The sequence below is a fragment of the Acidovorax sp. GW821-FHT10A04 genome (assembly GCF_059415825.1).
The window spans coordinates 192972-216138 of the sequence record NZ_JBWKNZ010000003.1 but is presented as its reverse complement, the minus strand read 5'-3'; the positions used below and the strand labels follow the sequence as shown (position 1 = coordinate 216138).

At 67.8% G+C, this 23167-nt stretch carries 27 protein-coding genes and 1 tRNA gene; 19 read left to right on the top strand and 9 right to left on the bottom strand.

The genetic code is table 11. From position 1 onward, the window contains the following. Window positions 1–8: 8 nt before the first annotated feature. The 3 genes from AC07PF_RS08680 (at window position 9) to AC07PF_RS08670 (ending at window position 3126) form a co-directional block, all read left to right on the top strand. A complete protein-coding gene (locus tag AC07PF_RS08680; protein WP_494611568.1) occupies window positions 9–668 on the top strand; it encodes a response regulator transcription factor in 660 nt (219 codons plus the stop codon). Continuing rightward, window positions 665–2053 carry an ATP-binding protein gene (locus AC07PF_RS08675; protein ID WP_494611567.1) on the top strand — a complete coding sequence of 463 codons (1389 nt, stop codon included), beginning with the start codon at window positions 665–667 and terminating at the stop codon, window positions 2051–2053. The genes AC07PF_RS08680 and AC07PF_RS08675 overlap by 4 nt, the downstream gene beginning before the upstream one ends. A 62-nt stretch (window positions 2054–2115) precedes the next feature. Next, on the top strand, window positions 2116–3126 hold the full coding sequence (locus AC07PF_RS08670; protein ID WP_494611566.1) for a 2-dehydropantoate 2-reductase: 1011 nt from the start codon (window positions 2116–2118) through the stop codon (window positions 3124–3126). Between the two features lie 7 nt (window positions 3127–3133). On the opposite strand, the gene AC07PF_RS08665 is transcribed toward AC07PF_RS08670, so the two are convergent. Then, entirely contained in the window at window positions 3134–3499 is a 366-nt protein-coding gene (locus tag AC07PF_RS08665; RefSeq protein WP_494611565.1) for a hypothetical protein, read from the bottom strand. A 260-nt stretch (window positions 3500–3759) separates the two neighbouring features. Here AC07PF_RS08665 and AC07PF_RS08660 point away from each other — a divergent pair, with 260 nt between their 5' ends. Continuing rightward, entirely contained in the window at window positions 3760–4557 is a 798-nt protein-coding gene (locus tag AC07PF_RS08660) for a hypothetical protein (protein WP_494611564.1), read from the top strand. Between the two features lie 12 nt (window positions 4558–4569). On the opposite strand, the gene AC07PF_RS08655 is transcribed toward AC07PF_RS08660, so the two are convergent. Then, complete coding sequence (locus AC07PF_RS08655; protein WP_007853032.1) at window positions 4570–5679, bottom strand: hypothetical protein; 1110 nt, start codon at window positions 5677–5679, stop codon at window positions 4570–4572. Window positions 5680–6083: 404 nt separating this feature from the next. Here AC07PF_RS08655 and AC07PF_RS08650 point away from each other — a divergent pair, with 404 nt between their 5' ends. The 4 genes from AC07PF_RS08650 to AC07PF_RS08635 all read left to right on the top strand — a co-directional run bounded on the left by AC07PF_RS08650 (window position 6084) and on the right by AC07PF_RS08635 (window position 9226). Further along, window positions 6084–6317 (top strand): DUF4287 domain-containing protein, encoded by a 234-nt coding sequence (locus AC07PF_RS08650; protein ID WP_007853031.1) that lies wholly within the window; start codon window positions 6084–6086, stop codon window positions 6315–6317. 385 nt (window positions 6318–6702) lie between these two features. Beyond that, window positions 6703–7137, top strand: a complete 435-nt coding sequence (locus AC07PF_RS08645; RefSeq protein WP_007853028.1) for a DUF1810 domain-containing protein — start codon at window positions 6703–6705, stop codon at window positions 7135–7137. A gap of 141 nt (window positions 7138–7278) precedes the next feature. Then, complete coding sequence (locus AC07PF_RS08640; protein ID WP_494611563.1) at window positions 7279–8334, top strand: hypothetical protein; 1056 nt, start codon at window positions 7279–7281, stop codon at window positions 8332–8334. Window positions 8335–8764: 430 nt separating this feature from the next. Next, a complete protein-coding gene (locus AC07PF_RS08635; RefSeq protein ID WP_494611562.1) occupies window positions 8765–9226 on the top strand; it encodes a DUF4262 domain-containing protein in 462 nt (153 codons plus the stop codon). Window positions 9227–9307: 81 nt separating this feature from the next. Here the strand turns inward: AC07PF_RS08635 and AC07PF_RS08630 are convergent, their stop codons facing one another. Beyond that, window positions 9308–9784: a hypothetical protein gene (locus AC07PF_RS08630; RefSeq protein ID WP_494611561.1), complete on the bottom strand. Its 477-nt coding sequence runs from the start codon at window positions 9782–9784 to the stop codon at window positions 9308–9310. Between the two features lie 416 nt (window positions 9785–10200). Here AC07PF_RS08630 and AC07PF_RS08625 point away from each other — a divergent pair, with 416 nt between their 5' ends. Further along, window positions 10201–10578 carry a nuclear transport factor 2 family protein gene (locus AC07PF_RS08625; protein ID WP_494611560.1) on the top strand — a complete coding sequence of 126 codons (378 nt, stop codon included), beginning with the start codon at window positions 10201–10203 and terminating at the stop codon, window positions 10576–10578. 57 nt (window positions 10579–10635) lie between these two features. Here AC07PF_RS08625 and AC07PF_RS08620 read toward each other — a convergent pair whose 3' ends face one another. After that, on the bottom strand, window positions 10636–11124 hold the full coding sequence (locus AC07PF_RS08620; RefSeq protein ID WP_494611559.1) for an Lrp/AsnC family transcriptional regulator: 489 nt from the start codon (window positions 11122–11124) through the stop codon (window positions 10636–10638). Between the two features lie 119 nt (window positions 11125–11243). Between AC07PF_RS08620 and AC07PF_RS08615 the strand changes: the two genes are divergently transcribed. From AC07PF_RS08615 to AC07PF_RS08605, 3 genes are all read left to right on the top strand, one after another. Continuing rightward, window positions 11244–12137: an EamA family transporter gene (locus AC07PF_RS08615; protein ID WP_494611558.1), complete on the top strand. Its 894-nt coding sequence runs from the start codon at window positions 11244–11246 to the stop codon at window positions 12135–12137. Window positions 12138–12280: 143 nt separating this feature from the next. Further along, window positions 12281–12814 carry a hypothetical protein gene (locus tag AC07PF_RS08610; protein ID WP_494611557.1) on the top strand — a complete coding sequence of 178 codons (534 nt, stop codon included), beginning with the start codon at window positions 12281–12283 and terminating at the stop codon, window positions 12812–12814. Between the two features lie 128 nt (window positions 12815–12942). Continuing rightward, window positions 12943–13392, top strand: coding sequence for a hypothetical protein (locus tag AC07PF_RS08605; protein ID WP_494611556.1), 450 nt, complete (start codon window positions 12943–12945; stop codon window positions 13390–13392). Between the two features lie 142 nt (window positions 13393–13534). On the opposite strand, the gene AC07PF_RS08600 is transcribed toward AC07PF_RS08605, so the two are convergent. After that, window positions 13535–14512, bottom strand: a complete 978-nt coding sequence (locus tag AC07PF_RS08600) for a quinone oxidoreductase family protein (protein WP_494611555.1) — start codon at window positions 14510–14512, stop codon at window positions 13535–13537. A gap of 242 nt (window positions 14513–14754) precedes the next feature. Between AC07PF_RS08600 and AC07PF_RS08595 the strand changes: the two genes are divergently transcribed. From AC07PF_RS08595 to AC07PF_RS08585, 3 genes are all read left to right on the top strand, one after another. Further along, window positions 14755–15120 carry an ArsR/SmtB family transcription factor gene (locus AC07PF_RS08595; RefSeq protein WP_007852988.1) on the top strand — a complete coding sequence of 122 codons (366 nt, stop codon included), beginning with the start codon at window positions 14755–14757 and terminating at the stop codon, window positions 15118–15120. After that, a complete protein-coding gene (locus AC07PF_RS08590; RefSeq protein WP_494611554.1) occupies window positions 15098–15613 on the top strand; it encodes an SRPBCC domain-containing protein in 516 nt (171 codons plus the stop codon). Before AC07PF_RS08595 ends, AC07PF_RS08590 begins: the two co-directional genes overlap by 23 nt. 249 nt (window positions 15614–15862) lie before the next feature. After that, window positions 15863–16120, top strand: a complete 258-nt coding sequence (locus tag AC07PF_RS08585) for a hypothetical protein (protein WP_007852980.1) — start codon at window positions 15863–15865, stop codon at window positions 16118–16120. A 211-nt stretch (window positions 16121–16331) separates the two neighbouring features. Here the strand turns inward: AC07PF_RS08585 and AC07PF_RS08580 are convergent, their stop codons facing one another. Beyond that, a complete protein-coding gene (locus AC07PF_RS08580) occupies window positions 16332–17321 on the bottom strand; it encodes a Bug family tripartite tricarboxylate transporter substrate binding protein (RefSeq protein WP_494611553.1) in 990 nt (329 codons plus the stop codon). Between the two features lie 42 nt (window positions 17322–17363). Further along, entirely contained in the window at window positions 17364–18437 is a 1074-nt protein-coding gene (locus tag AC07PF_RS08575) for an adenosine deaminase family protein (RefSeq protein WP_494611552.1), read from the bottom strand. Window positions 18438–18531: 94 nt separating this feature from the next. Between AC07PF_RS08575 and AC07PF_RS08570 the strand changes: the two genes are divergently transcribed. The 4 genes from AC07PF_RS08570 to AC07PF_RS08555 all read left to right on the top strand — a co-directional run bounded on the left by AC07PF_RS08570 (window position 18532) and on the right by AC07PF_RS08555 (window position 22202). Beyond that, window positions 18532–19509 carry a LysR family transcriptional regulator gene (locus AC07PF_RS08570; RefSeq protein WP_494611551.1) on the top strand — a complete coding sequence of 326 codons (978 nt, stop codon included), beginning with the start codon at window positions 18532–18534 and terminating at the stop codon, window positions 19507–19509. A 425-nt stretch (window positions 19510–19934) separates the two neighbouring features. Beyond that, window positions 19935–20303: a DUF1428 domain-containing protein gene (locus AC07PF_RS08565; protein WP_494611550.1), complete on the top strand. Its 369-nt coding sequence runs from the start codon at window positions 19935–19937 to the stop codon at window positions 20301–20303. A 65-nt stretch (window positions 20304–20368) separates the two neighbouring features. Next, window positions 20369–21292: a LysR substrate-binding domain-containing protein gene (locus AC07PF_RS08560; protein WP_494611549.1), complete on the top strand. Its 924-nt coding sequence runs from the start codon at window positions 20369–20371 to the stop codon at window positions 21290–21292. Between the two features lie 457 nt (window positions 21293–21749). Further along, window positions 21750–22202, top strand: coding sequence for a hypothetical protein (locus AC07PF_RS08555; protein ID WP_494611548.1), 453 nt, complete (start codon window positions 21750–21752; stop codon window positions 22200–22202). Between the two features lie 207 nt (window positions 22203–22409). Here the strand turns inward: AC07PF_RS08555 and AC07PF_RS08550 are convergent, their stop codons facing one another. Both AC07PF_RS08550 and AC07PF_RS08545 read right to left on the bottom strand, forming a co-directional pair. Continuing rightward, window positions 22410–22724, bottom strand: a complete 315-nt coding sequence (locus tag AC07PF_RS08550; protein WP_494611547.1) for a YgdI/YgdR family lipoprotein — start codon at window positions 22722–22724, stop codon at window positions 22410–22412. Window positions 22725–22852: 128 nt separating this feature from the next. Beyond that, window positions 22853–22927, bottom strand: a tRNA-Arg gene (locus AC07PF_RS08545). Window positions 22928–23167 lie beyond the last annotated feature (240 nt).

Below are 23167 nucleotides of genomic sequence, written 5' to 3'. Positions count from 1 at the left end.
GCCGCACCATGCGCCTGCTCCTCGTAGAAGACGACCCCATGATCGGCGAAGCCGTGCAGGACCTGCTGCGCGCCGAGGGCTATGCCGTGGACTGGGTGCGCGATGGCGATGCCGCCGACACGGCCCTGCGCGCCAACGCCTATGACCTGGTGATGCTGGACCTGGGCCTGCCCAAGCGCGACGGCATCGCCGTGCTGCGCGACCTGCGCACGCGCAAGGACCGCACCCCCGTGCTGGTGGCCACCGCGCGCGACGCCGTGGCCCAGCGCATCGAGGGGCTCGACGCCGGGGCCGATGACTACGTGCTCAAGCCCTATGACCTCGATGAGCTGCTGGCCCGCATCCGCGCGCTGCTGCGCCGCGCTGCCGGCCGGGCCGAGCCGGTGTACGAGCACAAGGGCGTGAGCATCAACCCCAGCACCCGCGAGGCCAGCGTCAACGGCGTGCCTGTCGTCCTCTCGGGCCGCGAATGGGCCGTTCTGGAGCCGCTGCTCGCACGCCCGGGCCTGGTGCTGTCACGCCAGCAGCTCGAAGACAAGCTCTACGGCTGGGGCGACGAGGTCAGCAGCAACGCGGTGGAGGTGTACATCCACGGCCTGCGCAAGAAGCTCGGCCCCGACATTCTTTTGAACGTGCGCGGCGTCGGTTACCTGGTGCCCAAGGCATGACGACGGCAACGCAGCCCAGGTCCTGGCGCACCGCGCTGCAATCGCTGCTGCCGCGCTCGCTGCGCGCGCAGTTGCTCATCTTCCTGCTCGCGGCCATTTTGCTCGCGGGCGCCGTGCAGGGCGTGCTGGCCTACCGCAGTGCGCTGGACGAGGCCGACTCGCTGTTCGACTACCACATGCAGCAGACCGCGCTGGCCCTGCGCGCGGGCCTGCCGCCTGATGCGCGCGAGCTGGGCCAGGGCCTGTCGGGCGAGGACGAGAACCACGAATTCATCGTGCAGGTGTGGACCAACGAGGGCCTGCGCATTTTTGAATCCGCCGTGGGCGCTGCGCTGCCGCAGATCGCGGTGCTGGGCTTTGCCAACGTGCAGGCGCGCGGCGGCACCTACCGCGTGTTCTCGCTGCAGACGCGCGCGCAGGTCATCCAGGTGGCGCAGAACATGGCCGTGCGCAGCGGCATGGCGCGCGCCCTGGCGCTGCGCACGCTGGCCCCGCTGGCGGTGATGGCGCCGCTGCTGGTGCTGGCCGTGTGGTGGGGTGTGAGCCGGTCCCTGGCGCCGGTGGAGCGCGTGCGCCGCCAGCTCGCGCGCCGCCAGGCCGACGACCTCTCGCCCGTGAGCGACGCCGAGCTGCCCGACGAGGTGCAGCCTTTGGTGACCGAGCTCAACCTGCTGTTCGAGCGCGTGCAGGGCGCCTTCGCCGCGCAGCAGCACTTCGTGGCCGACGCTGCGCACGAACTGCGCTCGCCCCTGGCCGCGCTGCGGCTGCAGTTGCAGGGCCTGCAGCGCGCCGGCAGCGACGATGCGGCCCGCGCCGTGGCCGTGGAGCGCCTGTCCGCCGGCATCGACCGCGCCACGCGCCTGGTGGAGCAACTGCTTACCCTGGCCCGGCAAGAGGCCGCTGCCGCCAGCCCGACCGAAACAGTGGACCTGCGCGCCGTGGCCCAGCTCGCCCTGGCCGACGCTGCCCCCGGCGCCCAGGCGCGCAGCATGGACATGGGCCTGCTCGACTCCGATGCAGCCCACATCCCTGGGCGCCCCGAGGCCCTGCGCATGCTGGTGCGCAACCTGCTCGACAACGCCGTCAAGTACACGTCCGAAGGCGGCCAGGTGGACCTGCAGATCCAGCGCGCTGCCGATGGGGCGGTGGAGCTGGTGGTGGAAGACAGCGGCCCCGGCATCGCCCCCGAGCACCGCGAGCGCGTGATGCAGCGCTTCGTGCGCGAAACCGCCGACAGCGCCCCGGGCAGCGGCCTGGGCCTGGCCATCGTGCAGGCCATCGCCCAGGCGCATGGCGCCACCGTGGCGCTCGATGCATCGCCCCGGCTGGGCGGGTTGCGGGTGGTGGTGCGGTTTCCTGTCGCTGTCACGACTCCGGTCGCATAGGCAGCACACGCGGCGGCTGCATGGCCGCACAATGCGCCTCAACATCAAGGGGGCTGCATCGTATGAACTTCATCGTGTTGGGCGCAGGTGCCATTGGCTGCTACGTCGGAGGGCGCCTTGCGGCGCAGGGCCAAAGCGTTTGCCTGGTCGGCCGCCCGCACGCCATGGAGCCCCTTGCGCGTGAAGGTCTCACCGTCACCGACCTCGACGGCTACCGCGCCCATGTGCCCGCCGCGCAGTTGCGTGTGGCCGGCACGTTGGCCGAGGCCGCGCCGGGCCCCGACTCCGTGGTACTGCTCTGCGTGAAAAGCGGCGCCACCGAAAGCGCCGCGCGCGAGCTGGCTGCGGCGTGCGCGCCCGGCACACCCGTCATCTCGCTGCAGAACGGCGTGGACAACGTGGCCCGCATCGCAGCGCAGGCCCACGCCTTGCAAGCCCTGGCCGGCATGGTGCCCTACAACGTGGTGCTGCGCGGCGCCCAGGTGCACCGCGCCACGGCCGGCGCCATCCAGCTGCAGCGCGATGGCGCCACCGAGCCCGTGGCCGCAGTCTTCAACGCCGCGGGCCTGGCCACCGTGCTGCCCGATGACATCCGCGCCGTGCAATGGGGCAAGCTGCTGCTCAACCTCAACAACCCGGTCAATGCCCTGTCCAACCTGCCCTTGCGCGAGGAACTGCTCGACCGCGACTGCCGATACGTCTTCGCCGCCCTGCAGACCGAGGCCCTGGGCGTGATGGCGCGCGCCGGCATCACCCCCGCGCAGGTGACGGCCGTCTCACCGCGCATGCTGCCCCGGGTGATGCGCCTGCCCAACTGGCTGTTCACCCGCCTTGCCAAGCGCATGCTGCAGATCGATGCGAGCGCCCGCTCTTCCATGTGGGACGACCTGGAGGCCGGCCGCGTGACCGAGATCGATGCGATCTGCGGCGCCGTAGTGCGGCTGGCGGCGCAGCATGGCACGCAGGCACCGCTCAGTGCGCGGATGTGTGAGTTGCTCAGCGGGCCGCGGCTGCGGTTGACGGGGGTGGAGATGAAGAGGGCGGTCGGGCTGGGGGTGATGCGCATCGAGTAGGGCGACGCTATGGCGTGGAGCCACCACCTGCCGTGGACAGGCGCGCAGCCTGCTTGCGCAGCGCATCCAGCATGCTGAAACCCATCAGCCCGCAGAACAGGGTGAAGGCCCAGAAGCCATTCATGCCCGCCTGCCGCAGGCGCTCGCGCACGAGCTTGTCGGCGCGGGAATTGCTTTTAATCTTGTGCAAAAACCAATCGAGGTCGGCCAATTCCTGGGCGGTGAACCTTCCTCGGTCGATGTAGTGGTGTTCAATGGCCTCCAGCGTCACTTCCGTGCTGCTCTTGTAGAGGGGCACCTGCACAAAGCAGTAGGCGCTGAGGCAAAGCGCCACGACAGCGAGAAATAGGTATCCAAAGGCGAATCTGCGCATCGAGAAATGGTGTGAAAAGGGTTCAGGAAGAAGAGTGCGATGGACTCAAAGCAGGCCCCAGTATGCCGGCTGGATCACCTCCAAAAAACACGGTGCCGACCAGCAAGATCATCCATCCAGGTTGGTTGTCGCGTACTTGAAGTGGCTGTTGCGCCAGCGCCTACCTCGGTGCGGCGAGTAGCACGTGCTTGCCTGTCACGTTCCACGCCAGTTCAACGTTGTGCTGAAATCCATGGTGCCAGCCCACCCAACTTTTGACCATGCGCCCATCCCTGCTCCTTGCCGCCACGCTGCTGGCGCCATCGCTGCCCGCCCTCGCCGCGCCACCGCGCATGGACACGCTGGTTGTCGTCAGCCAGTCCGACAACGGCGTGGCGCGCGCGTGTGCGCCCGACCAGCTGTGTGTCGACATCGTTCCCTCCCAACCCGGCTGCGAAGGCCAGGCCTGCACCATCGACGTGGGGCTCCTGCAACTGCCTGGCGGCCCGCGTGATGCGGCCCCCGCGGCCTATCGGATGGCGGGACTTGCATCCGCTGGCGACGGTGCGTCGATGGAGCTGTGGCCCAGGCTCATCCGCTTCGAGGGCGGTGTCCTGGTCGGGGTGCAAACGCGCGAGAGCACCATGTATTCCGGCGGCGGGGCCAGTGCCACCACGCTGCACCTCATCGCCTTTGTGCCGGGCCAGCCACCGGTGGAGGTGCTGAGCGTGCCCCAAAACGGCAGCGCGACGATCCGGGCGTGCTTCAGCGAGCGCCACATGAAGCAGCGCGCCGGCGCCTGCCACGACGAATACACCTTCGAGGCCACCGTGGCCCTGGCGGGCGCATCCGCCGCGGGCATGCCGGTGCTGCGCTACCGCAGCAAGGCCACCTCGTTTCCGGGGCGTGTGTCGCGGTCCAGGGACTCGCTGGCCGCGCGGCCCCTTCGCCAACGCGACCTAGTGACCGTGACCGACCCCCAATGCAGCTACCAGCGGCTGTACCGCTTCACCCCGCAGGCCGGCACCTATGTGCCCGATGCGCCGGTGCCCGACTGCTCGAACTACACCGTGCCCTGAGCGTCGGGAGGCTCATCGGGGGGTGTAGCACTTGCCCCCCGCAATCGCCGCGGTGACGGCCAGCCCCAGGCTGGTCACATCGGGGTAGGACGATGCGGCCGCACTGTCCTCCAGCAGGCACAGGTGGTTGGCCTTGCGCACCAGCACCACCGGGCGCGGCATGCTGACGGCCCTGGAGCTGTAGGTTCCCCAGTAGCCCACCAGCTCGCGGCTGGCGCTGGCTGCGCTGCGCAGGTCGGTGATCGAGAAGGCGCCGGCCAGGGGGCCCGTCATGGGGGTGCCCGGGCCGCTGCACTGTGCATTGCGGTAGCTGACCCCGCCAGCGCCTATCGACAGCGATGTCGGGGTGGCGTGGGAGACGCGCCACATGTCCGTGAGGGCGGTCCCGTCCGGCGTCACGCCGCATTGGTCGCGCTCCCATCCCCCGTCGGCCAGGGCGCCCTCGGGCACGCAGCGCACGGCCACGGTGTCCACCACGGCTCCGGTGACCGTGCCCGCGCCATTGCGCACCACACAGCCCAGCCCATCGGGCCGGGTCTTCACCGTGATGGCATAGGCCGCGCCGGCTGCCAGCGGTGTGGCAAAGGTGAAGCTGCCATCGGCCTGGACGGCCAAGTCCTCGCTGCCGTTGCGCAGCACCACCGCCTGGCCTGCGGGCACACCGCTGATGGTGCCGCCCAGCGTGTTGCGCTCGCCCGGCAGCACCACACAATCGACCAGCACCGAGGCGTTGGCCGTGGCCAGCGTGCCCGTGTTGCGCGCCGCCGTGCAGCGCTGGCCCGTGGGCTGGGTCTTGACCGTGACCGCGTAGGTGCTGCCCAGCGGCCAGCTCGCCGCCGTCTGCACGAAACCGTTGGTGCTGACGATGAAGTCGTCCGACCCATTGTTTTGCAGCACCAGGCTCTGGCCCGTGGCCAGCCCGGTCACCGAGACGCCCAGGGTCCGATAGTTCTCGCCGGGCACTGGCGGCATGGTGGTGTCGGGTCCGTCACTGCCGCCGCAGCCAGCCAGGGCCAGGGCCGCCGCCAACCCCAGCGGCGCAAGGCGCCAGGTCGTGGGGGCGGCGGGGATGGGTAAACGGCGGGCAGCGCGGGGCATGCGGCAAGCAGCAACAACGGGCATGGAAGGCTCCTCTCGAAGTGGTGGACATGTCGAATAGCGCATGGCACCTGGTTGGTATGCTTTCAGTGTGTCGCTGAATGGCCGTGCAGGCTTGTGATGGGTGTCACCGGGTCTGCCCCGGGGCGCCACCTTCAAGGTATCGAGATGTGTGCGGCGCGGCAGCGGGGGGTGGCCGCCCGAACGCGTGCATGCACCACCTCACGGCTTGTGCACCCGCGCCACCTGCAGTCGCCTGGTCCTGGCCCAATGCGATGGCGGCGAGCAGCCACGGACATCCCGCCCGCTCAGAAAATATTTGCCGGCAGCATGTCGAAGTCCGGCCCTTTCGCTCGTCGTAGAAAGGGCAGGCAGCCGCAGGGGCGCCCCACCTGCCCCCAAAATGCCATCCACCAAGGAGCCCATCCATGCCAGAGTCCAGCGCCAGCAAGAACGCCGCCCCCGCCGTCAAGGGCCCCGCCTCGTACTTCCCGTCCATCGAGGCCAAGTACGGCCAGCCCATCAGCCACTGGATGGAGGTGCTGCGCGCGGCAGGCGCGCGCAAGCACATGGAGTACGTCGCCTTGCTCAAGACCGACCACGGCATGGGCCACGGGCATGCCAATGCGCTGGTGGCGGTGTTCCTGGCGCAGGGCAGGTAGCGGGTCGGTAGGGGGCGGGCTGCCGTCGTACTCCACGATGGCATGGGTGCCCCTGCCGCTCACGTTGCACCTGCCGCCCAGTTAGGGCCTGATGCCGTCCATCTGTGCCAGGCTTCGCTCGGCAGGACAGGCACCCATTTGGGTGAGGCATGCGCATACCCGGTGGGCTGTGGCACAGTGGAAAGGCCCCTCACCACCTTTTTTGCCTGCCCATGTCGCTGGTATCCGCCCTCGCTGTGCGCACCGTTGCCTGCAGCGACAGCCGACGTCACCATCTTCCGCACCAGCCGCGCGTCGGTCGACTGTCCCGTTGCCGTGGAGTCGGGGTGGGTGCGGGCGCCAGCGTGCCCCGGCCTGGCGGCCATCACCTGGGATGAAGACCTGAATGCCACTGCCCCCTGTCCTCGACCGATTCCTCGCGGCCCAGGAGCCTGTGTACGAGCGACGCGTGCTCGCCGAACTCACGGCCGGCAAGAAGCGCTCGCACTGGATGTGGTTCGTGTTCCCCCAGTACAAGGGCCTGGGGCACAGCGAGATGGCCGCTCGCTACGCCATCCAGTCGCGCGCGGAGGCCACGTCCTACCTCGCGCACCCCGTGCTGGGCAGCCGGCTGCGCGAGTGCTGCCAACTGCTGCTGGGGCTCAGCACCAGCGCGGCCACCGAGGTTCTGGGCAGCCCCGACGACCTCAAGCTGCGCTCCAGCATGACCCTGTTCAGCGCGGTGGCGCAGGCCGGGGCGGACCCGGTGTTCGATGCCGTCCTGGCCAAGTACTTCGCCGGCGAGAAGGATGCGCGCACGCTCGAACTGCTGGACGCCTAGGCTTTTTCAGTCCCGTGCGCATGCGCGCCGTGGCGCGGCCGCCGCTGGTGGGCTGAACGGGGCCGTTGGTCAGGCGCGTGCGCGCAGCCCCCGGCCCTGCGCAGACAATGCCGACCCATCGCTACTGCATGGAGACTTTCGATGAGCTACGTGGTCCATATCTGGGAGCACCCCCAGCCCGCCAGCCTCACGGCAGCGGAGCGCGTGCACCAGTACCTCAGCGACCGGGCTTCGCCGCCGTACGCGAAGTGGCAGCAACTGCGCGAGCAGATCGAGGCGCGCATGGTGGCGCAGGGCACGCCCAGTGAGTGGATCGAGTACCCCATCGACCCCGGGCACTGCGAGCGCAGCTACGGCCTGGATTTCCACGGTCCCGAGAACTACCAGGAGGTGGTGGTGCAAAGCGCCACCGAACTCGGCTTCAGCGTCTACGACGACCAGGCGGCGCGGCTGTACCTGCCCTTCGGCTATGTGCTCACCTTCGACGGCCTCACGCGCTTTGACCGGGGCGACCGGGGCCTTGCGCCGCCCCGCATCGGCGCCGCAGACCGCGACGCCGTGATGGCGCGGTGCGAGGCGGCGTGGCGGCCGCGCTTCGAGGCCCTGGGGTTCAGTTTTCACCGCGGCGAGCCCGTTCACTCTGAAATCCCGCTGCTGGCCGAGCGCGTGGAGCCGATTGGCAAGCAGACCATCGCCATCAGCTTCCTGGACTTCAAGGAAGGCCTGTCTTTCGAGGTGATCGCGGCCATCGTGCCCGACCTGCCCCCGGCCGTGTTCGAGACCTGCGGCGGCGCCCGGCGCATGCAGGTGCGCGGCCGCGAGTACCGCGGCATCGCCGCCTTCATGCTCGACCATGGGCGCGGTCCGGAGTGGACGAGCATGGGCGGCTCCCTGCGCAGTGCCGAGTACGTGGACCGGCTGATCCCGGGGCTGTTCGAATACCTGGACAACGAGATCCTGCCCACGCTGCAGGCCTGCACCACGGTCGAAAGCATCCTGCACGCCGCCACCCACCCCGACGAAGGGCCCGGCGAACTGCTGCCCAGCCGGCTGCCCCTGGCCCTGGCCTGGCAGCAGGGCGACAGCGCGCTTGAAAATTTCTACGCGCAGTACGAGCAGGTGCTTTCGCACTGGGACAAGGACTGGGCGCGCGAGGCCTGCGATGCCCTGCGCGCCTTGCCGCGCCGCGCGGGGTAGATGGCCGGCGAACTGCGCCCAATTGAACTTGTGCGGGCCAGGAATCCCATCGTTCGCCTTGGCGGACTTGGTGTCCACCCATGCCTCCAATTCCTTGTGCGCCCGCTCTGCGCTCCGGTAGTTGGACTTGCAGGCACGGAGCCATTGCGGCGTCACGTCAACGCCCGAGCCCCAGGCAGCGCTGATGAATCTGAAGAATCCCTGCAGCGAGGCTTCACTGGCCTTGCCGCGAAGAAGGGTGCTCGCCTCGATGTTCGCGGAGAAGGCCGACCTGCGAGAGGTCCGCCCGTGGAACCTCTTCAGGCTTCACCAGGTGCCGCCATTGCATGAAGCAGGGAGTGCGCAGCGAGGCAGCCAGGGTGAGGGCCGATAGCGCTCACCGAGCGGCTAGACTGTCGCGGCCGGCCAGCACGGGCCCCGGGATAGCACCATGGAAAAGTTCATCAAAAGGGTTCGCAAGGACATCGCCGCCTTTGGCTGCTCCGTTATCGCCGTTGGGGACGAAGACCCGCCTTTCGCCTATACCGTGGGGCTGTGGTCGCGCTTCAAGCACCCTGAACTCATTTTGTTCGGTTTGCCCACAGACCTCACTGCGGACATTCTGAACGCCATCGCCGCGAAAATTGAGGCGGGAGCCGAGTTCAAGGTGTTCAGCCAGCTTCACGACGTGGGCGGAAAGTTCGGGCTGCACGTCAAACCCCTGCATGGCGTGCACCTGGACCGCTACTTCGGCTTTGGGCTGAGGTTCCACGGGCAGGAGTTCCCCATTGCCCAGGTGGTCTGGCCCGATCGGGCGGGGCGGTTTCCCGAAGAGTCCGGCTATGACCGCTCCTACTCGGACCTGCAGCCCGTGCTGTCGGTTGTGCCCCATGCCCCTGGCCAGGCTGGATGATCCAGGTAGGTTGCCGATACCGTCCGTCACCGCCTGCTCGAACCCCACTGCGTGCAGTGTGGCTGTGCCCTTGATCTGCCACTACCTCCGGACCACGCCCACCAAAAGATGGGTGGCCGAAAAGGCCAGTGCGGTAATGATAACGTACGTGACCTCGTTGGCGGCAAGGACGTCCTGGCTCAGCGCATAGAAGGGGTATCCAAGCCATAGGACGGGCCCCACCACCAGCAGGAACAGTGCGGCCCTCAAGCGGTCTTTCGTCAACGAAGAACGTCCTCGCGCCTTGGCGAACCCAACCCCGCGCCACAGGATCGCGGCGACGAACACGAGGGTGGTCAGCACCGAAAAAACATACACCGCCATCCGGAAGCTCACGTGCACATTGGGGGTGTCCCTGTAAAGGGCGATCGGGTAGTAGAAATCACAGAACGCGACCCCGATGGCCGGGTGGGCGTGCACCACGGTGGCGAAGATCGATGTCAGCAATACATTGGCCAAAACGACCAGTTCTACGCGCAGGCCTTGGTTTGCTGTCCTCTGTCCATTCATCATCATCATTGTCGTCGTCTGGAACCCCTATCAGGTAGTCGATGCGCGCGGCCATCCGCTATCTGCAGCCGGGCGGGGTCGGCGTCCTGTCGACGGTGGATTGTGGTCGATGGACCCAGTGCATCCAACACCCGTTTGGGGGGGGGCGGGGTTTGTGTTGAGGGCCATGGGTCCCGCTCTGTCGCCAGCTGTACCTCGTTGTCAGCGCGGCCTGTGCGTCGGAGGTGGGCCGTATTCGGTATGCTGGCAATGGCCCGTAAATTTGAAGAAACCCATCGCCGCGAAGGAGCAAGGTCTGTGCGACGCATTGCAGCAAAAGCCAAAGCCCCAGGCACCATACATGCCGGAGCGCAAAGCGGGCCCCCGCAAGGTGTGGTGGTCTGTCTGGCGCCTCTGATGCCGGCTGCCTGGGGAGGTCCTCGCCGATGACGAACGCACTCCTTGGCACCATCCAGGCGCTCGAGGTGGAACTGCACCACCCCGGCGTGCGCTGCGATGCCCAGCGCCTCGATCAACTGCTGCACCTCGATTTTCATGAAGTGGGCCGCTCGGGCCGGCCGTACGACCGGGCAACCGTCATGCGCTTTCTGGGCGAGCAGATGGCATCGCCCCCGGTCATCTCGGACCACTTCGCGCTGCAACAGCCGGGGCCGCAAATCGTCTTGCTGACCTACCGCTCGGCGCTTCGCCGACCAGACGCCACGCTCGAGAACCACACCCTGCGTTCCTCGGTCTGGGTGCAGCAGGATGGCCTGTGGCAGCTCCTCTACCACCAGGGCACGCCCGCTGCCGAGCTCTGGTAGGCCACCGGCCGGCACGCTGTGGCGACCCGCTGCTGCGCTGAGCGCCAAGCGCGCCGCCTACGCCTGCCCACCACCCCCCAAAGGCACCTGCAAGCCCGCCTTCAAGCACCCCAGCGAGACCGACGTGCGAAACCGCCGCACGTTGTCATCGCCCTCGAACAGGCGGCGCGTGAGGGCTTCGTAGTCGGCCATCGACGCCACCGTCACCACCAGCAGGTAATCGGCCTCGCCGGTCACGCAGTAGCACTGCTGCACGGCAGCCTCGGTGGCGATGCGCGCGCGCAGCGGGGCGGTGCGGTCGGGGCGCTCGTTCTCCAGGTGCACCTCGACCATGATGGTCAGGGGCAGGCCCACCTTCTCGGGTTCGATCACGGCCACGTTGGCGCGGATCACGCCGGTCTGCTCCAGCCGCTGGATGCGCCGCTGCACCGCCGGCGCCGACAGGTGCACAGCCTGAGCGATGGCGCGTTGGGGCGTGGTGTTGTCGCGCTGCAGGATGTCGAGGATGGCCAGGTCGAAGGCGTCGAGGGCAGGGGCTGCGGGCATGGCGGTCTGATCCTCGGTAAGGGCAGGCGGGGGGTTTTGGTATGCGGGCGAGCGAAAATTGCGTGGCGCGGACGAATTTCGAGCCAAAAGCACGCCACACCCGCACTATATTTTCAGCCATGTTCTCCTCCCTGTTGCACCGCTACCAGCGCTTCGTTCCCTTCCTGGCCGTGCTCGGCGCCGTCACGGCCCTGGGCATCGGCACCTCGTGGGCCAAGCACTATCTGTTTCCGCTGGTGGGCGCGCAGGGCACCACGGCCGTGCGCGTGGGCTTCTCGGCGCTGCTCTTGCTGCTGCTGTGGCGGCCCTGGCGCTGGCACCTGTCGCGCAAGGACCTGCGCGCCACCGTGCTCTACGGCGCCATGCTGGGCGCCACCAACCTCACGTTCTACATGTCGCTGCGCACGCTGCCCTTCGGGCTGGCCGTGGCCATCGAGTTCTCGGGCCCGCTGCTCATGGCCGTGCTGTCCTCGCGCCGGGCTATCGATTTTGTCTGGGTGGCCCTGGCCGTGGTGGGCCTGGGCATGCTGCTGCCCCTGGGCGGAATGAACGGCAGCACGCTGGACCCCACGGGGGTGGCCTACGCGCTGGCGGCTGCCACCTTCTGGGCGCTGTACATCGTGTTCGGCAAGCGCGTGGGGCATCTGCATGCCGGGCACTCCGTCTCGCTGGGCCTGTTGGCCGCGGCCGTGGTGGTGGTGCCCGTGGGCGTGGTGCATGCCGGCACCGCGCTGCTGTCGCCGTACGTGCTGCTGGTCGGTCTGGGCGTGGCGGCGGTCTCCAGCGCCATCCCCATCTCGTTGGAGATGATGGCCCTCAAGCGCCTGCCCAAGGAGGCCTTCGGCATCATGATCAGCATGGAGCCCGCTGTTGCCGCCCTGCTGGCCCTGCTGCTGCTGGGCGAGGTGCTCACGTTCAACCAGTGGCTGGCGATTGCGCTGATCATGTCGGCGTCGATGGGGACGGCGATGACGGCGCGAAGACCGGAGCAGGCGACGCTGCAACCGGCATAGCCGCGCCGAGGGAGGCGGGCTTGCCGCCTGGCCATTCTGCGCTGGCACCCGCCTGCGCGCGTTGCTACATTGCGCTACGCCAGGGCCCGCTCGCAGGCGCAGCGGCAGCCGCGTCGGCCCTCCCCAACCTGAAGCCCCTCTGCATGACCATCCCCGCCAGCAACACCCGCCACCCTCCACGCCGCCTGGGCACGACAGATGTGCCAGTGCGGCCATCGCGCCTGGCCAGCGCCGTGCAGCGCCTGGGCAACTGGGCAGCGGGCCTGCGCCTGTTGCCTGTGCTTGCCGTGTGCGGCAGTGCCCACGCCGCGCCCGAGCCCCCTGTCGTGCCGCCAGGGCTCCAGGCGTGCTCCATCGTGCAAGCGCGTGCGGTGCCCGGCGGGGCCGTGCTGCGGTTCCAAGAGAAGGAGTGGCGCTATCGCGACTCACTGGGCAACGCGGGACGGATCGATCGCCGCGGGGTCACCCGCTTCTCTCAACGGCCCAGCGATCCGGACTTTCCTCCCGAGCCGACCCTTGCCGTGCAAAGCGGTGCAGTGCTCACTCTGTTCGAGCACCACTTCGGCTGCACCGTGTCGGTGGACACCGTGGACGGCCGCACCGTGCTCAGGATCCGCAGCTCCTTCAGCTACCCCGGCCACCCGGGCCGCAAGGACGAGTACGAGGTGCCGCTGTAGGGCAGGCGGGCAGGCAGCCGCTTGTGCTCGCTTCCTCTTGGGCGCCTGCTAGCCGCCTCCGGCAGAATCCGCCCAGGCACTGGAGTGCATCCCGCTCGCCAATGCCGGCATCGCAAGGAGAAAGATCAGTGACACGAATGATGGGCATGGCCCTGCTCGTTCCTCGGGCCCTGCGCGCTGCGGGCCTGCGCATGCGCCTGATAGGCGGCCCGGTGCTGGCTCTGTCTCTGTCGGCGGGACTGACCCTGTCGGGATGTGCCCCCCCGGATGCCCCTGCCGCCGTGATGGCCGATGGCAAGATCTCGGAGGTCCGCAACTGCCCGCCTTCGGATGCCAAGTACGAAGTGGAATGCCTTCGCCTGGTGTGCGAGAAGGTCCTGTATGAACGGGGAACGATCCCGGCGGGTGCGCGCGTCATTGCGGCCCAGGGTAGGTACGGCATGTCCGACATGCCTGGAAAGACCTGGCACCAGGTGAAGTTTTCCCAGGCCGATGGCTACGGGTACGCGGAGTGCGAAATGCAGGGCAGGGACGTGATCGCCGCGCACGGCCTGAGGGCACGCGACCAGAAATGGTAGGGGTCGAGCAGGCGCCGCTAGGCATGCGTGCCTGAGTTGTCAGTGCGCGCCAGCCGACACACCACCCGCAAGGACGGTACGGCACCCTCAACTGCACCTTGCCAAAGATGGCTGCCTCCAGCCAGCGATGGGCGCCCCCGCATCACTCCACCACCAGCAACACCTTGCCAATGGCCTGCCGGCCCTCCAGCGCGCGGTGGGCCTGTGCGCCGTCGCGCAGCGCAAAGCGCTGGGCGATGTGCAACTGCAGCTCGCCCGCCCCGATGGCCTCGAAGAGCTGCGCCGCGCGCGAACGGCGCTCCTGTGCGCTGGTGAGCACGTTCCACAGGTCTCCGCCCACCAGCGCCAGCGAGCGGTCCATGAGCAGGCGCGGGTCCACCGGCGCCGGGTCGCCCGCGGCCATGCCGTAGAAGACGATGGTGCCACCGGTGCGCGCGGCGGCCAGGCTGTCGGGCAAGGTGGTGCCCACGGAGTCGTACACCACGTCCGCCCCGCGCCCGCCGGTGATCGCCTGCACGGCCTGCAGCCAGCCCTCGGTGGGGATCACCGCAGCCACGCTGGCGTCCGCGCCCAGCACCTCGCGCACCGCCTGGCGCTTGGCCTCGGTCGATGCGATGGCGATCACCCGCGCGCCCAGGCGGCGCAGCATCTGCACCAGCAGCAGCCCCACGCCGCCCGCCGCCGCATGCACCACCGCCCAGTCCCCCGGGCGAACCGCATAGCTGTCGCGGCACAGGTACTGCGCCGTCAGGCCCTGCAGCAGGCTGCCTGCGGCCGTCTCGAACGAGATCGCGTCGGGCAGGGGGATTAACCGGTCGACATCCACCGCGCACAGTTCGGCATTGGCAAACGGGCTGTCGGCAAAGCCCACCCGCTGCCCCGGCTGCAGGCCGCTGCCCGGCGGCGCGCTGATCACCTCGCCCGCGCCCTCGTAGCCCAGCACCCATGGCGGCGACCCGGCCAGGTGGTAATTGCCCTTGCGCCGGTACACATCGGCAAAGTTCAGCCCCACGGCCCGCATGCGCACCAGCGCCTGGCCGGGCGCCGGGGTCGGGTCGGGAACCAATTCATGGCGCAGGACATCGGCATCGCCGAACTGGTGGAAGACGAGGGCATGCATGGACAGGGGCCTTTCTGTGTGGGATGGGGGACGGCAAGGGCAGCCCATTTTTCTCCTGCCATGGGCTGGGGGTTCCAGCCCACCGGGCGCCGCTGTGGCATGGCGGACCGTGGCATGTGAAGGCGTCAGATTAGCACCCGTAGGCCGGTGCAGCGAGGGGCTGGGGCTGCATTCAGTCGGTAGAAAAACTGCTGGCTTGGCGGGAGTGGCGCCAGAAAGGAGGTGGGTATATACTGAACTTAATGGTTCAGTATTCGGATGCCCACCTCGATGCCGCCTTTGCTGCGCTGGCCGACTCCACCCGGCGTGGCGTGCTGCAGCAGCTCGGGCGCGCCGATGCGTCCATCACCGAGCTGGCCGCCAAGTTCGGCATGACCCTCACGGGGATGAAAAAGCACATCGGCGTGCTGGAGCAGGCCGGGCTGGTCACCACGCAGAAGCTCGGGCGTGTGCGCCACTGCCAGTTGGGCCCGCACCCGCTGGAGGCGCAGGCGCTGTGGATCGAGCAGCACCGCCAGCTCTGGCATGCCCGCTTCGACGCGCTGGACCAGGTGGTCGAGGAATTGCAACACCAGGAGAAAACCGATGGACGCAGGAAACACAACTAGCCAGCCCGCCTCTCCGCAGCACCGCCTGTCGGTGGAGCGCAAGTCCGAGCGTGAACTGGTCGTCACGCGCACCATCCAGGCCCCGCCGCGCACCGTGTTCAAGGCCTGGACCGATGCCGCGCTGTTCCAGCGCTGGTGGGTGCCCCAATCCTTTGGCCTGGCGCTGCTGTCCTGCGAGCTTGACGTTCGTGTGGGCGGCAGCTACCGCCTGGTGTTCAGCCACCCCGACGCGCCGCAGGGCATGGCCTTCCACGGCCGCTACCTGGAAGTGGCACCGCCCTCGCGCCTGGCCTGGACCAATGACGAAGCCGGCGGCAGCGGCCAGGTCACCACCGTCACCTTCGAGGAACAGCCAGCGGGGCACACGCTGCTCGTCGTGCACGACCTCTACCCTTCCAAGGAGGCGCTCGACGCCGAGATCGCCGCCGGCAGCACGGGCTGGAACGACGAGACATTCGACCAGCTTGACGCGCTGGTGGGCAGCATGGGGTGAGGTCGAAAGGCCGGCAGGGCAGGCAGGTCCTGCGGGGTGCTTGCCGAAGGCAGAACCCTGCCGCTTCACCAGCCGCTGCCGGAAAAGCGAACAGCAAGGCCAGCAAGCGGCGCGGCAGGCCGACAGCCAGGCGGTGAAATCCACAGGCCAAAAAGACCTGGGCCGGCAATGCGCAATGTGCAAATATCCGCTCGGGCAAAGACGGCAGGGATCCTTGTCCAGACCAACAAGCCTGTAGAGTCAATATCCATGAAATCTCTCTCGTCAGTGCTTGAGCTTCAGTTCTATATCGGATTCTTTGGAACGCTGGCACTGATGCCGGTGTTGTATGGTGTGCAAGCCATCTGGGGTGTCTTCGATGATTCGGGATCTCCTGTCTGGGTGGACCTGATCATGGTTCTTGTGGCACCACTGATATGTGGTATCTCATCTTCCTTGACGGGTATGGCCGCCTATCCGGTGCTGCAGCAGCTGCAGCGCCGAGGCATCGTCAAAGACATTCTGTAGGCGTGCCCCATCAGCGGCAAAGTGCCGGCATGCCGAATGCGACTTCGGCGTGGTCGAGCCCCGGCGCTTGTACATTGGCCCGTCCAACGAGTCTGGTCGCAGCCCCCTCCCTACCTAGGTCTGCAACGGCGAAGGCATCAGGCTGTGGCTGAACGCCAATCCGTATTGGCTGAAAGCCGACGCCTCTTCACTGCCCTCCACCCGCCCCTGTTCATTCCTTGATATTGACGCTCTGCACCACCTTCAGGTTGCGGGCGTATTCGGCCTGCACGAAGCGGGCCAGGTCCTGTGCCGAGCCGCTGCCCGGCAGCGCGCCTTGTTCCTGCAGCTTGGTGCGGACTTCGGGGGTGTTGAGCACCGCGTTGAGCTCCTGGTTCAGGCGCGCGACGATGGGCGCGGGCGTTTGCGCGGGGGCGAACAGGCCGGTCCAGGCCACCGGGGCGTAGCCTTTGAGGCCAGGCATTTCGTCGAAGGTGGGCACGTTGGGCAGCGATTCGAGGCGCTTGGTGCCAGTCACGCCCAGGGCCTTGAGCTTGCCGCTCTGCACGTAGCCGGGCACCGCGCCGGCGCTGATGAGCATGGCGGTGTCGACCTGCTCGCCGATCACGTCGGTGGCGATCTGCGCCGCGCCGCGGTAGGGGATGTGCGTGACGTAGATCCCGCTGCGCTGCTTGAGCAGTTCCATGGACAGGTGCAGCACCGTGCCCACACCCGAGGTGGCATAGCTGGTCTTGCCGGGCGAGGCCTTGGCGAGCTTGACGAAGTCGGCGTAGCTCGCCACGCCCAGGCCGGGCCGCGCCACCAGCACCATGGGGGCCGTGTTCACCATGCCCACGGCCACCAGGTCCTTGAGCGGATCGAACTTGTACGCGGCGGGGTTGACCAGCTTGCCGATCGCAATCGTGCTGTCGGGCGCGGCCACGATGGTGTAGCCGTCGGGCGACGCCGCGGCCGCCTTGGCCACTCCGATGGCGCCGCCGGCACCGCTCACGTTCTCGATCACCACCGATTGCTTCAGGCGCTCCGCCAGCCGCGTGGCCACCAGGCGCGCCACAAAATCAACGCTGCCGCCGGCGGAGTACGGAACGATCAGCGTGATGGGCTTGGCCGTAGGCCAGGCGGGGGCCTGGGTCTGTGCCTGCGCCGTGCCCAGGGCCAGCAGGGGCAGGGTGGCGAGCAGAGGGACTACAAGGTATCGCATGGTGGGGGTCTTTCGGGGTAGGGGGCGTGCGGGGTCGTCAGGTCAAGCCAGGCCGTGCGCGGCACGCAGCGCATCGAACTGTGCGCTCCATTCGCTGCGCCAGCGGCGGCGCTGCGTGTCGTCGATCCAGGCGCCGTCCAGGCCGTTGTGCATGAAGCCGCGCAAGTCGTCCAGGCCAAAGCCGAAGTCGCGCGCCATCTTCAGCCAGGCCCCGGTCGGCGTGACCTGGTGCAGGGTCGGGTCGTCGGTGTTGGGGTGGATGCGCAGGCCCAGTGCCGGCATGTGCCGGATGGGGTGGTCCAGTGCCCAGCGCTCGGGCGCCAGCGTGCGCAGGTAGTAGGAGTTGGTGGGCACCACGGTGAAGACCACGCCGCGCTCGGCGCACTCACGTGCGAACGCCGGGTTGTCGACGACCGTGTAGCCGTGGTCGATGCGGTCGACCTGGAGCACGTCGAGCGCGGTGCGCACATTGGTCCAGGGCATGCCGAACTCGCCGGCGTGGGCGGTGGTCTTGAGGCCCGCGCGCTGTGCGTCGCGGTAGGCCTGCAGAAACAGCTCGGGCGGCCGGTCGTTCTCGCGGTAGTCGATGCCGATGCCGATCACCTCGTCGCAGCGGTGCGCCGCCACCCACTGCACCATCTCCACCGCGGCCTCGGGCGAGGCCTCGCGGTCCACCGCCGCAATCAGCCTGCCGGCGATGCCGAACTGCTGCTCGGCATCGCGAATGGCGCGCACGATGGCGCCTTGCGCCAGCGGGTAGGCGATGCCCGAGGCGTGCACGGTGCCGGTCGGGTTCCAGAAGAACTCGGCATGGCGCACCGCGTGGGCCGCCGCGTCCTCCAGGTATTCGATGGTCAGCTGGTACAGGTCATCGGCCGTGCGCACCAGTTGCGCGTCAAGCGCGCGCAGCACGCGCAGCACGCCCACGGGCTTGTCGCCGCGCGTATAGAAGCCTTGCACCTCTTCATCGGCCAGCGGCGAGCCGGCCCGGCGGTTCAGCGCGGCAAAGGTCGCATGGCGCACCGTGCCGAACAGGTGGCAGTGCAGCTCCACCTTCGGCATGGCGCGCAGGAAGGCCTCCAGGGGCGCATCGGCGGGGGCGGGGTTCGGGCTCATGCGGAAAGTTTAGGCAAGCCCCGCAGATAAGGAAAATTTTAAATATCTATATATTCATTCATCGGATCTATAACCATCGAGGGAGAACCAGGCCATGGGCACCACCGCACTCCATGCGCTCACGCTGCGGCAGCTGCGCTTTTTTTCCGTGCTGGTCGAAGAGGGGCAGTTCGGCCGGGCGGCGCGCCGGCTGTCCATCACCCAGCCGGCCCTGAGCAATGCCATCAAGCAGATGGAGCGGCTGGTGGGCGCCGAGCTGCTCACGCGCTCCACGCACCAGCTACAGCTCACGCAGCTGGGCGCCGAAGTTCTGGCGCGCACCGACTTCGTGGTGCACACGGTGGACAGCGCCCTGAAGGACATCGACAACACCGTGCAGCGCGGGCGGGCGCTGGTGCGCATCGGCGTCATCCCGTCGGCCAGCGCGCGCGTGGTGGCAGCGGTGGGTGAGTTCCTGCAAGAAGACCAACAACAAAGCGCTGGGGCGCCGGCGCAGCGCAGCCGCATGGACCTGGCCTGGCGCGACGCCCCCTCCACCACGCTGCTGGCCGAGGTGCGCAGCGGGCAGCTCGACCTGGCCATCGCCGCCATCACCGAGCCCCCGGGCAGCCTGGTCTGCACCGACCTGTTTCGCGACCCGCTGGTGCTGGTGCTGCGCCGCGACCACGCGCTGGCCCAGGCCGAAGCGCCCGTTGCCTGGCAGGACATCGGGCACGAGCGGCTGGCGTTGTTTGAAAGCGGCAGCATGCCGGCGCTGGGCGAGTCGGCCCGCGCGCAGTTCGCCCAGCATGCCGAGCCCTACCGCGTGAGCTATGCCGAGACGCTCTACGCGCTGGTCCGGGGCGGCATGGCCTTGGGCCTGATGCCGCGGCTGTACACCGCCGCGCTGCGCGACCCGGACCTGGCCGTGCTGCCGCTGGTCACGCCACACATCGAGCGGCGGGTGGTGCTGGTGTACCAGCCGGGCCCGATGCGCAGCCAGGTGGTGCAGGCGCTGCGGGCGTTCTTGCAGGCGCGTCTTGCCGCCGCCCCTGCGCCCAAGCCGGTGCGTCGGGCGAAGCGCACGCAGTGACTGCGGTGGCCCCGCGCCGCTGGAGGAAGAAGAAAGCAAAAAAGTGTTTCTTTCCGGGCGCTTCCTGTCGATCTGGCGGATCCTCGTTCGTCGAATGCTTAGAACGTGTTTACGATCTTTTCAGAGCCGCGCAAGTACCTTGCCGGGATGGGATGCTAGGCGCGGTGCGCAGTTGATAGCTCGGCACAACCAAGCGCCGCAACGCCGCAGACCGCCCGGCAAGGCACTTGCCCGAAGGGTTGGGGCGAAATCGGGCGATTGAACGCCCCGGCTGCTTGCATGGGCATGAGCCCATGCGGCACATCCGAAGCATCCACTCATCCCGATTGCGCCCCAACGCGGCCCCGAAAAGATCGCAAACACGTTCTTACGGGGTGCCCATGGCGGGCACGCCGCATGGTCGTCAACCCAACAGGAGTCAAGACATGTCCTACATCGATGGTTTCGTGATCGCCGTCCCCACCGCCAACAAGCAGAAGTTCATCGAGCACGCGCGCCAGCTCGACCCGATCTTCATCGAACTGGGCGCCATCCGCGTGATCGAGGGCTGGGGCGATGACGTCCCCGACGGCAAGGTCACCGACTTCCGCCGCGCGGTGCAGGCCACGGCCGAGGAGACGGTGGTGTTCTCCTGGGTCGAATGGCCGGACAAGGCCACGCGCGACGCGGGCATGAAGAAGATGATGGAAGACCCACGCATGGACCCGTCCACCCCCGGCAACCCGCCCATGCCCTTCGACGGCAAACGCATGATCTTCGGCGGTTTTGAGCAGGTGGTTGAAGTGAAGGCTTGACCAGGGTGTGGGATAGTCTGTCGCCGGGACCGTTGCACACCTCGCCGCCCCGAGATCCGAAGCCCATGACCGCCGACTCCCACGCCAGCAGCAATAGCCACGCCGCCCCGCCCCTGCAGGGCCTGCCCTCGCTCAAGGCGCTGCACGCCTTCGAGGCCGCGGCGCGGCACCTGAACTTTCGCCTGGCGGCCGAGGAGCTCGATGTGACGCAGGGCGCCGTGGCGCAGCAGGTGCGCGCGCTGGAGGCCGAGCTCGGTATTCGCCTGTTCGAGCGGCGCGCGCGCGGTCTGGCGCCCACCGAGGCGGGTACCACCTATGCGCTGCGCGTGCGCCGAGCGCTCGAAGAGATCGCCGATGCCACGCGCCAGCTGCGCCCGGGCGAGCGGCAGGTCACCATCAGCGTGGCGCCCACGCTGGCTGCCAAGTGGCTGCTGCCACGCCTGCCGCGCTTTGCCGAGCGCCACCCCGGCACCGAGCTGCGCGTGCTGGCCAGCGAGCGCGTGTCGCGCTTCCACGCGGAGGGCGTCGACCTGTCCATCCGCTATGGCCAGCCCCCGTTTGGGCCGGGGCTGCACGTGCAGCGCCTGCTCGAGAACACCCTGATCGCGGTGAGCAGCCCGGCGCTGGTGGGAGCACCGGGCGCGCTGACGCCAAAGCGCCTGGCCAAACTGCCGCTGATCCACGACGCCCATGGCTCCTGGCCCGCGTTCTTCGCGCAGGCCGGCATGCCGGCCCCGCCACCGGGCGGCACGCGCTTCAACCAGATCAGCCTGGCCATCGACGCGGCCATCGCCGGCCAGGGCCTGGCGCTGGCCAGCCCCTTCTTCGTCGCCTCCGACATAGCTGCCGGCCGCCTGGTGCGGGTGCTGCCGCAGGTGGCGCTACGCACTGGCATTGACTACCACCTGGTGTGGCCGCAGCGGGCGCGCGGTGATGGGGGCTTGCTGGACGAGGTCACTGCATGGCTGTTGGAGGAGGCTGGAGGCTAGGCCCCTGCCTCAAACTGGGTCACTTGCAAAAGCGCGCGGAGTAGAGGTTGACCTCAGCGGTGCCGGCATAGGTGAAGGCGTACATCACCGAGAAGACCTGCGAGTTGAGCGTGAAGCCTGGGGGTAGTAGCCTGTATCACATTGGGGTGACGGGGCCAAGGGGATTTGGGCTGGGACGAGGGCCCTGCACCCCGCCAATGTGCGCCGCATCGGTGCCATCGGTGGCTATTGTCAGGTGCCGGCCCTACCGAGAGTGCTGCCCAGCCTGGTGGCTCGGGCCGACACTGTTTCACGCCATACTAGGCCCAGGCGCCTCACTCGGAAGCCGCCGACAAGCCGGCATGCCATGTGGATCAATCGGGCGTCGGGCATGTGGCGCTGCCGTCAATCAAGGCATTGTCGCTACACAACAGAATGGTCAGTCAGAACAGGGAGCAGATGGATGAGAGTTTGGATGATGGCGGGCATCGCCGCCGTGGCGCTGGCCGCATGTGGTGCACACAACGACGCCAAGGTCGCAGTCAAGAAGCTGCTCAATGACCCCGACAGCGCGAAGTTCAGCGAGATGCAGGACGGCAAGAACCAAGGTGACGCATGCGGGCTGGTGAATGCCAAGAACCGCATGGGCGGCTATGTGGGCAACACCCCGTTCTTCTACCAAAAGAGCACGGACACCGTCGCCATCGTGAAAGGGCCGGAGGACTCGGACTTTCGGACGCTCTGGCTCGGCATCCAGGCAGGCAATTTTTCGGACGACCTGGACAAGCTGCTGGACCAATGCCGTGTGGCGAACCAGTGGGGCACTGTCTGCAACAACCCTTTGCCCCAACCCGTCCACCCCTACTGCGCCGTCGTGCTGGGCAACACGAGCGAGATCTACGGAAAGCTGAGGGACGCCTACGACCGGTGACTGACTGCCGCCCTGTGCGGTCTGCCGGGTCGTTGGCTGCACCCCGAACCAGGTGCACGCAGCTGGGGCTGAAGCCGAAGCGCACGCTGCAGCGACCCGCCAAGGGATGCGTCGCCAGCGCATCGGAACGGCATACGGTGCAGACCGTGAAGCGCTGTGAGTAAGGCAGGGTGCGACGGCATGCAGCTGCCGTTCAACACTCAACGCTCAAGATGCCTTCTTGCTGCTGTTGTCCACGCATGTGAACCGGACATCGGACCTTGGATAGTTTCCAAGGATGTACGGAGGTTTGCTTTCTTTGATATCGACGACTTCAAAGCGCTTGCCCAATTTCGAGCAATGCGCGGTGGCTTGCGCAATGTTCTCGGCGGTGATGTTGCCCAGGCCCGGAAAGCCGGTGGCCTGCTGCTTGCTGATCATGTAGGAGTCCTGGCCCAGGGCGATCACCCCGGAGTTGGATGCGCAGCCAGCCAACGCAGCAACGGTCAGACATGCTATCGCCCCTGCAGATTTTTTCTTCATCGAGCCTCCCTTTTGTGAGGGGGCCATTATCGGCTCGGAGGGCAGGTGGGCAGGGGCGGGTGGTGCTGGGGGAATGGCCGGTGCACCCCAAGGCCGGTGTCAGCGGTTCATCCCACGAAGGAGGGAAGTGGTCCCCTCGACAGGAATCGAACCTGTATCTAGCGCTTAGGAGGCACTCGTTCTATCCATTGAACTACGAGGAGGACGCAGCGGGCGATTGTAGGGGCAGTGCGGGGGCTCCTTCGGCAAGACCGGGTTTTTGCGCTGCGCACGGCCCCCGCATGCGGCTTTGCCTTCAGCCGGATGGCTAGGCGGGAAGCCGCAGACAGTGCTTTAGAACCTGTTTACGATCTCGCAGGGGATCGCGTTGGGGCGCAATCGGTATGAGTGGATGCTCCGGGTGCGCCGCATGGGCTCGTGCCCATGCAAGCAGCCGGGGCGTC

Coding starts and splice junctions, on each gene's coding strand:
- AC07PF_RS08580 (WP_494611553.1), bottom strand. CDS start 17,321: ATGCGATACCTTGTAGTCCCTCTGCTCGCCACCCTGCCCCTGCTGGCC.
- AC07PF_RS08645 (WP_007853028.1), top strand. CDS start 6,703: ATGCCACTGCCCCCTGTCCTCGACCGATTCCTCGCGGCCCAGGAGCCT.
- AC07PF_RS08570 (WP_494611551.1), top strand. CDS start 18,532: ATGGGCACCACCGCACTCCATGCGCTCACGCTGCGGCAGCTGCGCTTT.
- AC07PF_RS08565 (WP_494611550.1), top strand. CDS start 19,935: ATGTCCTACATCGATGGTTTCGTGATCGCCGTCCCCACCGCCAACAAG.
- AC07PF_RS08680 (WP_494611568.1), top strand. CDS start 9: ATGCGCCTGCTCCTCGTAGAAGACGACCCCATGATCGGCGAAGCCGTG.
- AC07PF_RS08625 (WP_494611560.1), top strand. CDS start 10,201: ATGACGAACGCACTCCTTGGCACCATCCAGGCGCTCGAGGTGGAACTG.
- AC07PF_RS08660 (WP_494611564.1), top strand. CDS start 3,760: ATGCGCCCATCCCTGCTCCTTGCCGCCACGCTGCTGGCGCCATCGCTG.
- AC07PF_RS08670 (WP_494611566.1), top strand. CDS start 2,116: ATGAACTTCATCGTGTTGGGCGCAGGTGCCATTGGCTGCTACGTCGGA.
- AC07PF_RS08560 (WP_494611549.1), top strand. CDS start 20,369: ATGACCGCCGACTCCCACGCCAGCAGCAATAGCCACGCCGCCCCGCCC.
- AC07PF_RS08630 (WP_494611561.1), bottom strand. CDS start 9,784: ATGATGATGATGAATGGACAGAGGACAGCAAACCAAGGCCTGCGCGTA.
- AC07PF_RS08675 (WP_494611567.1), top strand. CDS start 665: ATGACGACGGCAACGCAGCCCAGGTCCTGGCGCACCGCGCTGCAATCG.
- AC07PF_RS08665 (WP_494611565.1), bottom strand. CDS start 3,499: ATGCGCAGATTCGCCTTTGGATACCTATTTCTCGCTGTCGTGGCGCTT.
- AC07PF_RS08590 (WP_494611554.1), top strand. CDS start 15,098: ATGGACGCAGGAAACACAACTAGCCAGCCCGCCTCTCCGCAGCACCGC.
- AC07PF_RS08585 (WP_007852980.1), top strand. CDS start 15,863: ATGAAATCTCTCTCGTCAGTGCTTGAGCTTCAGTTCTATATCGGATTC.
- AC07PF_RS08575 (WP_494611552.1), bottom strand. CDS start 18,437: ATGAGCCCGAACCCCGCCCCCGCCGATGCGCCCCTGGAGGCCTTCCTG.
- AC07PF_RS08595 (WP_007852988.1), top strand. CDS start 14,755: ATGGTTCAGTATTCGGATGCCCACCTCGATGCCGCCTTTGCTGCGCTG.
- AC07PF_RS08600 (WP_494611555.1), bottom strand. CDS start 14,512: ATGCATGCCCTCGTCTTCCACCAGTTCGGCGATGCCGATGTCCTGCGC.
- AC07PF_RS08655 (WP_007853032.1), bottom strand. CDS start 5,679: ATGCCCGTTGTTGCTGCTTGCCGCATGCCCCGCGCTGCCCGCCGTTTA.
- AC07PF_RS08610 (WP_494611557.1), top strand. CDS start 12,281: ATGACCATCCCCGCCAGCAACACCCGCCACCCTCCACGCCGCCTGGGC.
- AC07PF_RS08550 (WP_494611547.1), bottom strand. CDS start 22,724: ATGAAGAAAAAATCTGCAGGGGCGATAGCATGTCTGACCGTTGCTGCG.
- AC07PF_RS08650 (WP_007853031.1), top strand. CDS start 6,084: ATGCCAGAGTCCAGCGCCAGCAAGAACGCCGCCCCCGCCGTCAAGGGC.
- AC07PF_RS08555 (WP_494611548.1), top strand. CDS start 21,750: ATGGCGGGCATCGCCGCCGTGGCGCTGGCCGCATGTGGTGCACACAAC.
- AC07PF_RS08640 (WP_494611563.1), top strand. CDS start 7,279: ATGAGCTACGTGGTCCATATCTGGGAGCACCCCCAGCCCGCCAGCCTC.
- AC07PF_RS08635 (WP_494611562.1), top strand. CDS start 8,765: ATGGAAAAGTTCATCAAAAGGGTTCGCAAGGACATCGCCGCCTTTGGC.
- AC07PF_RS08620 (WP_494611559.1), bottom strand. CDS start 11,124: ATGCCCGCAGCCCCTGCCCTCGACGCCTTCGACCTGGCCATCCTCGAC.
- AC07PF_RS08615 (WP_494611558.1), top strand. CDS start 11,244: ATGTTCTCCTCCCTGTTGCACCGCTACCAGCGCTTCGTTCCCTTCCTG.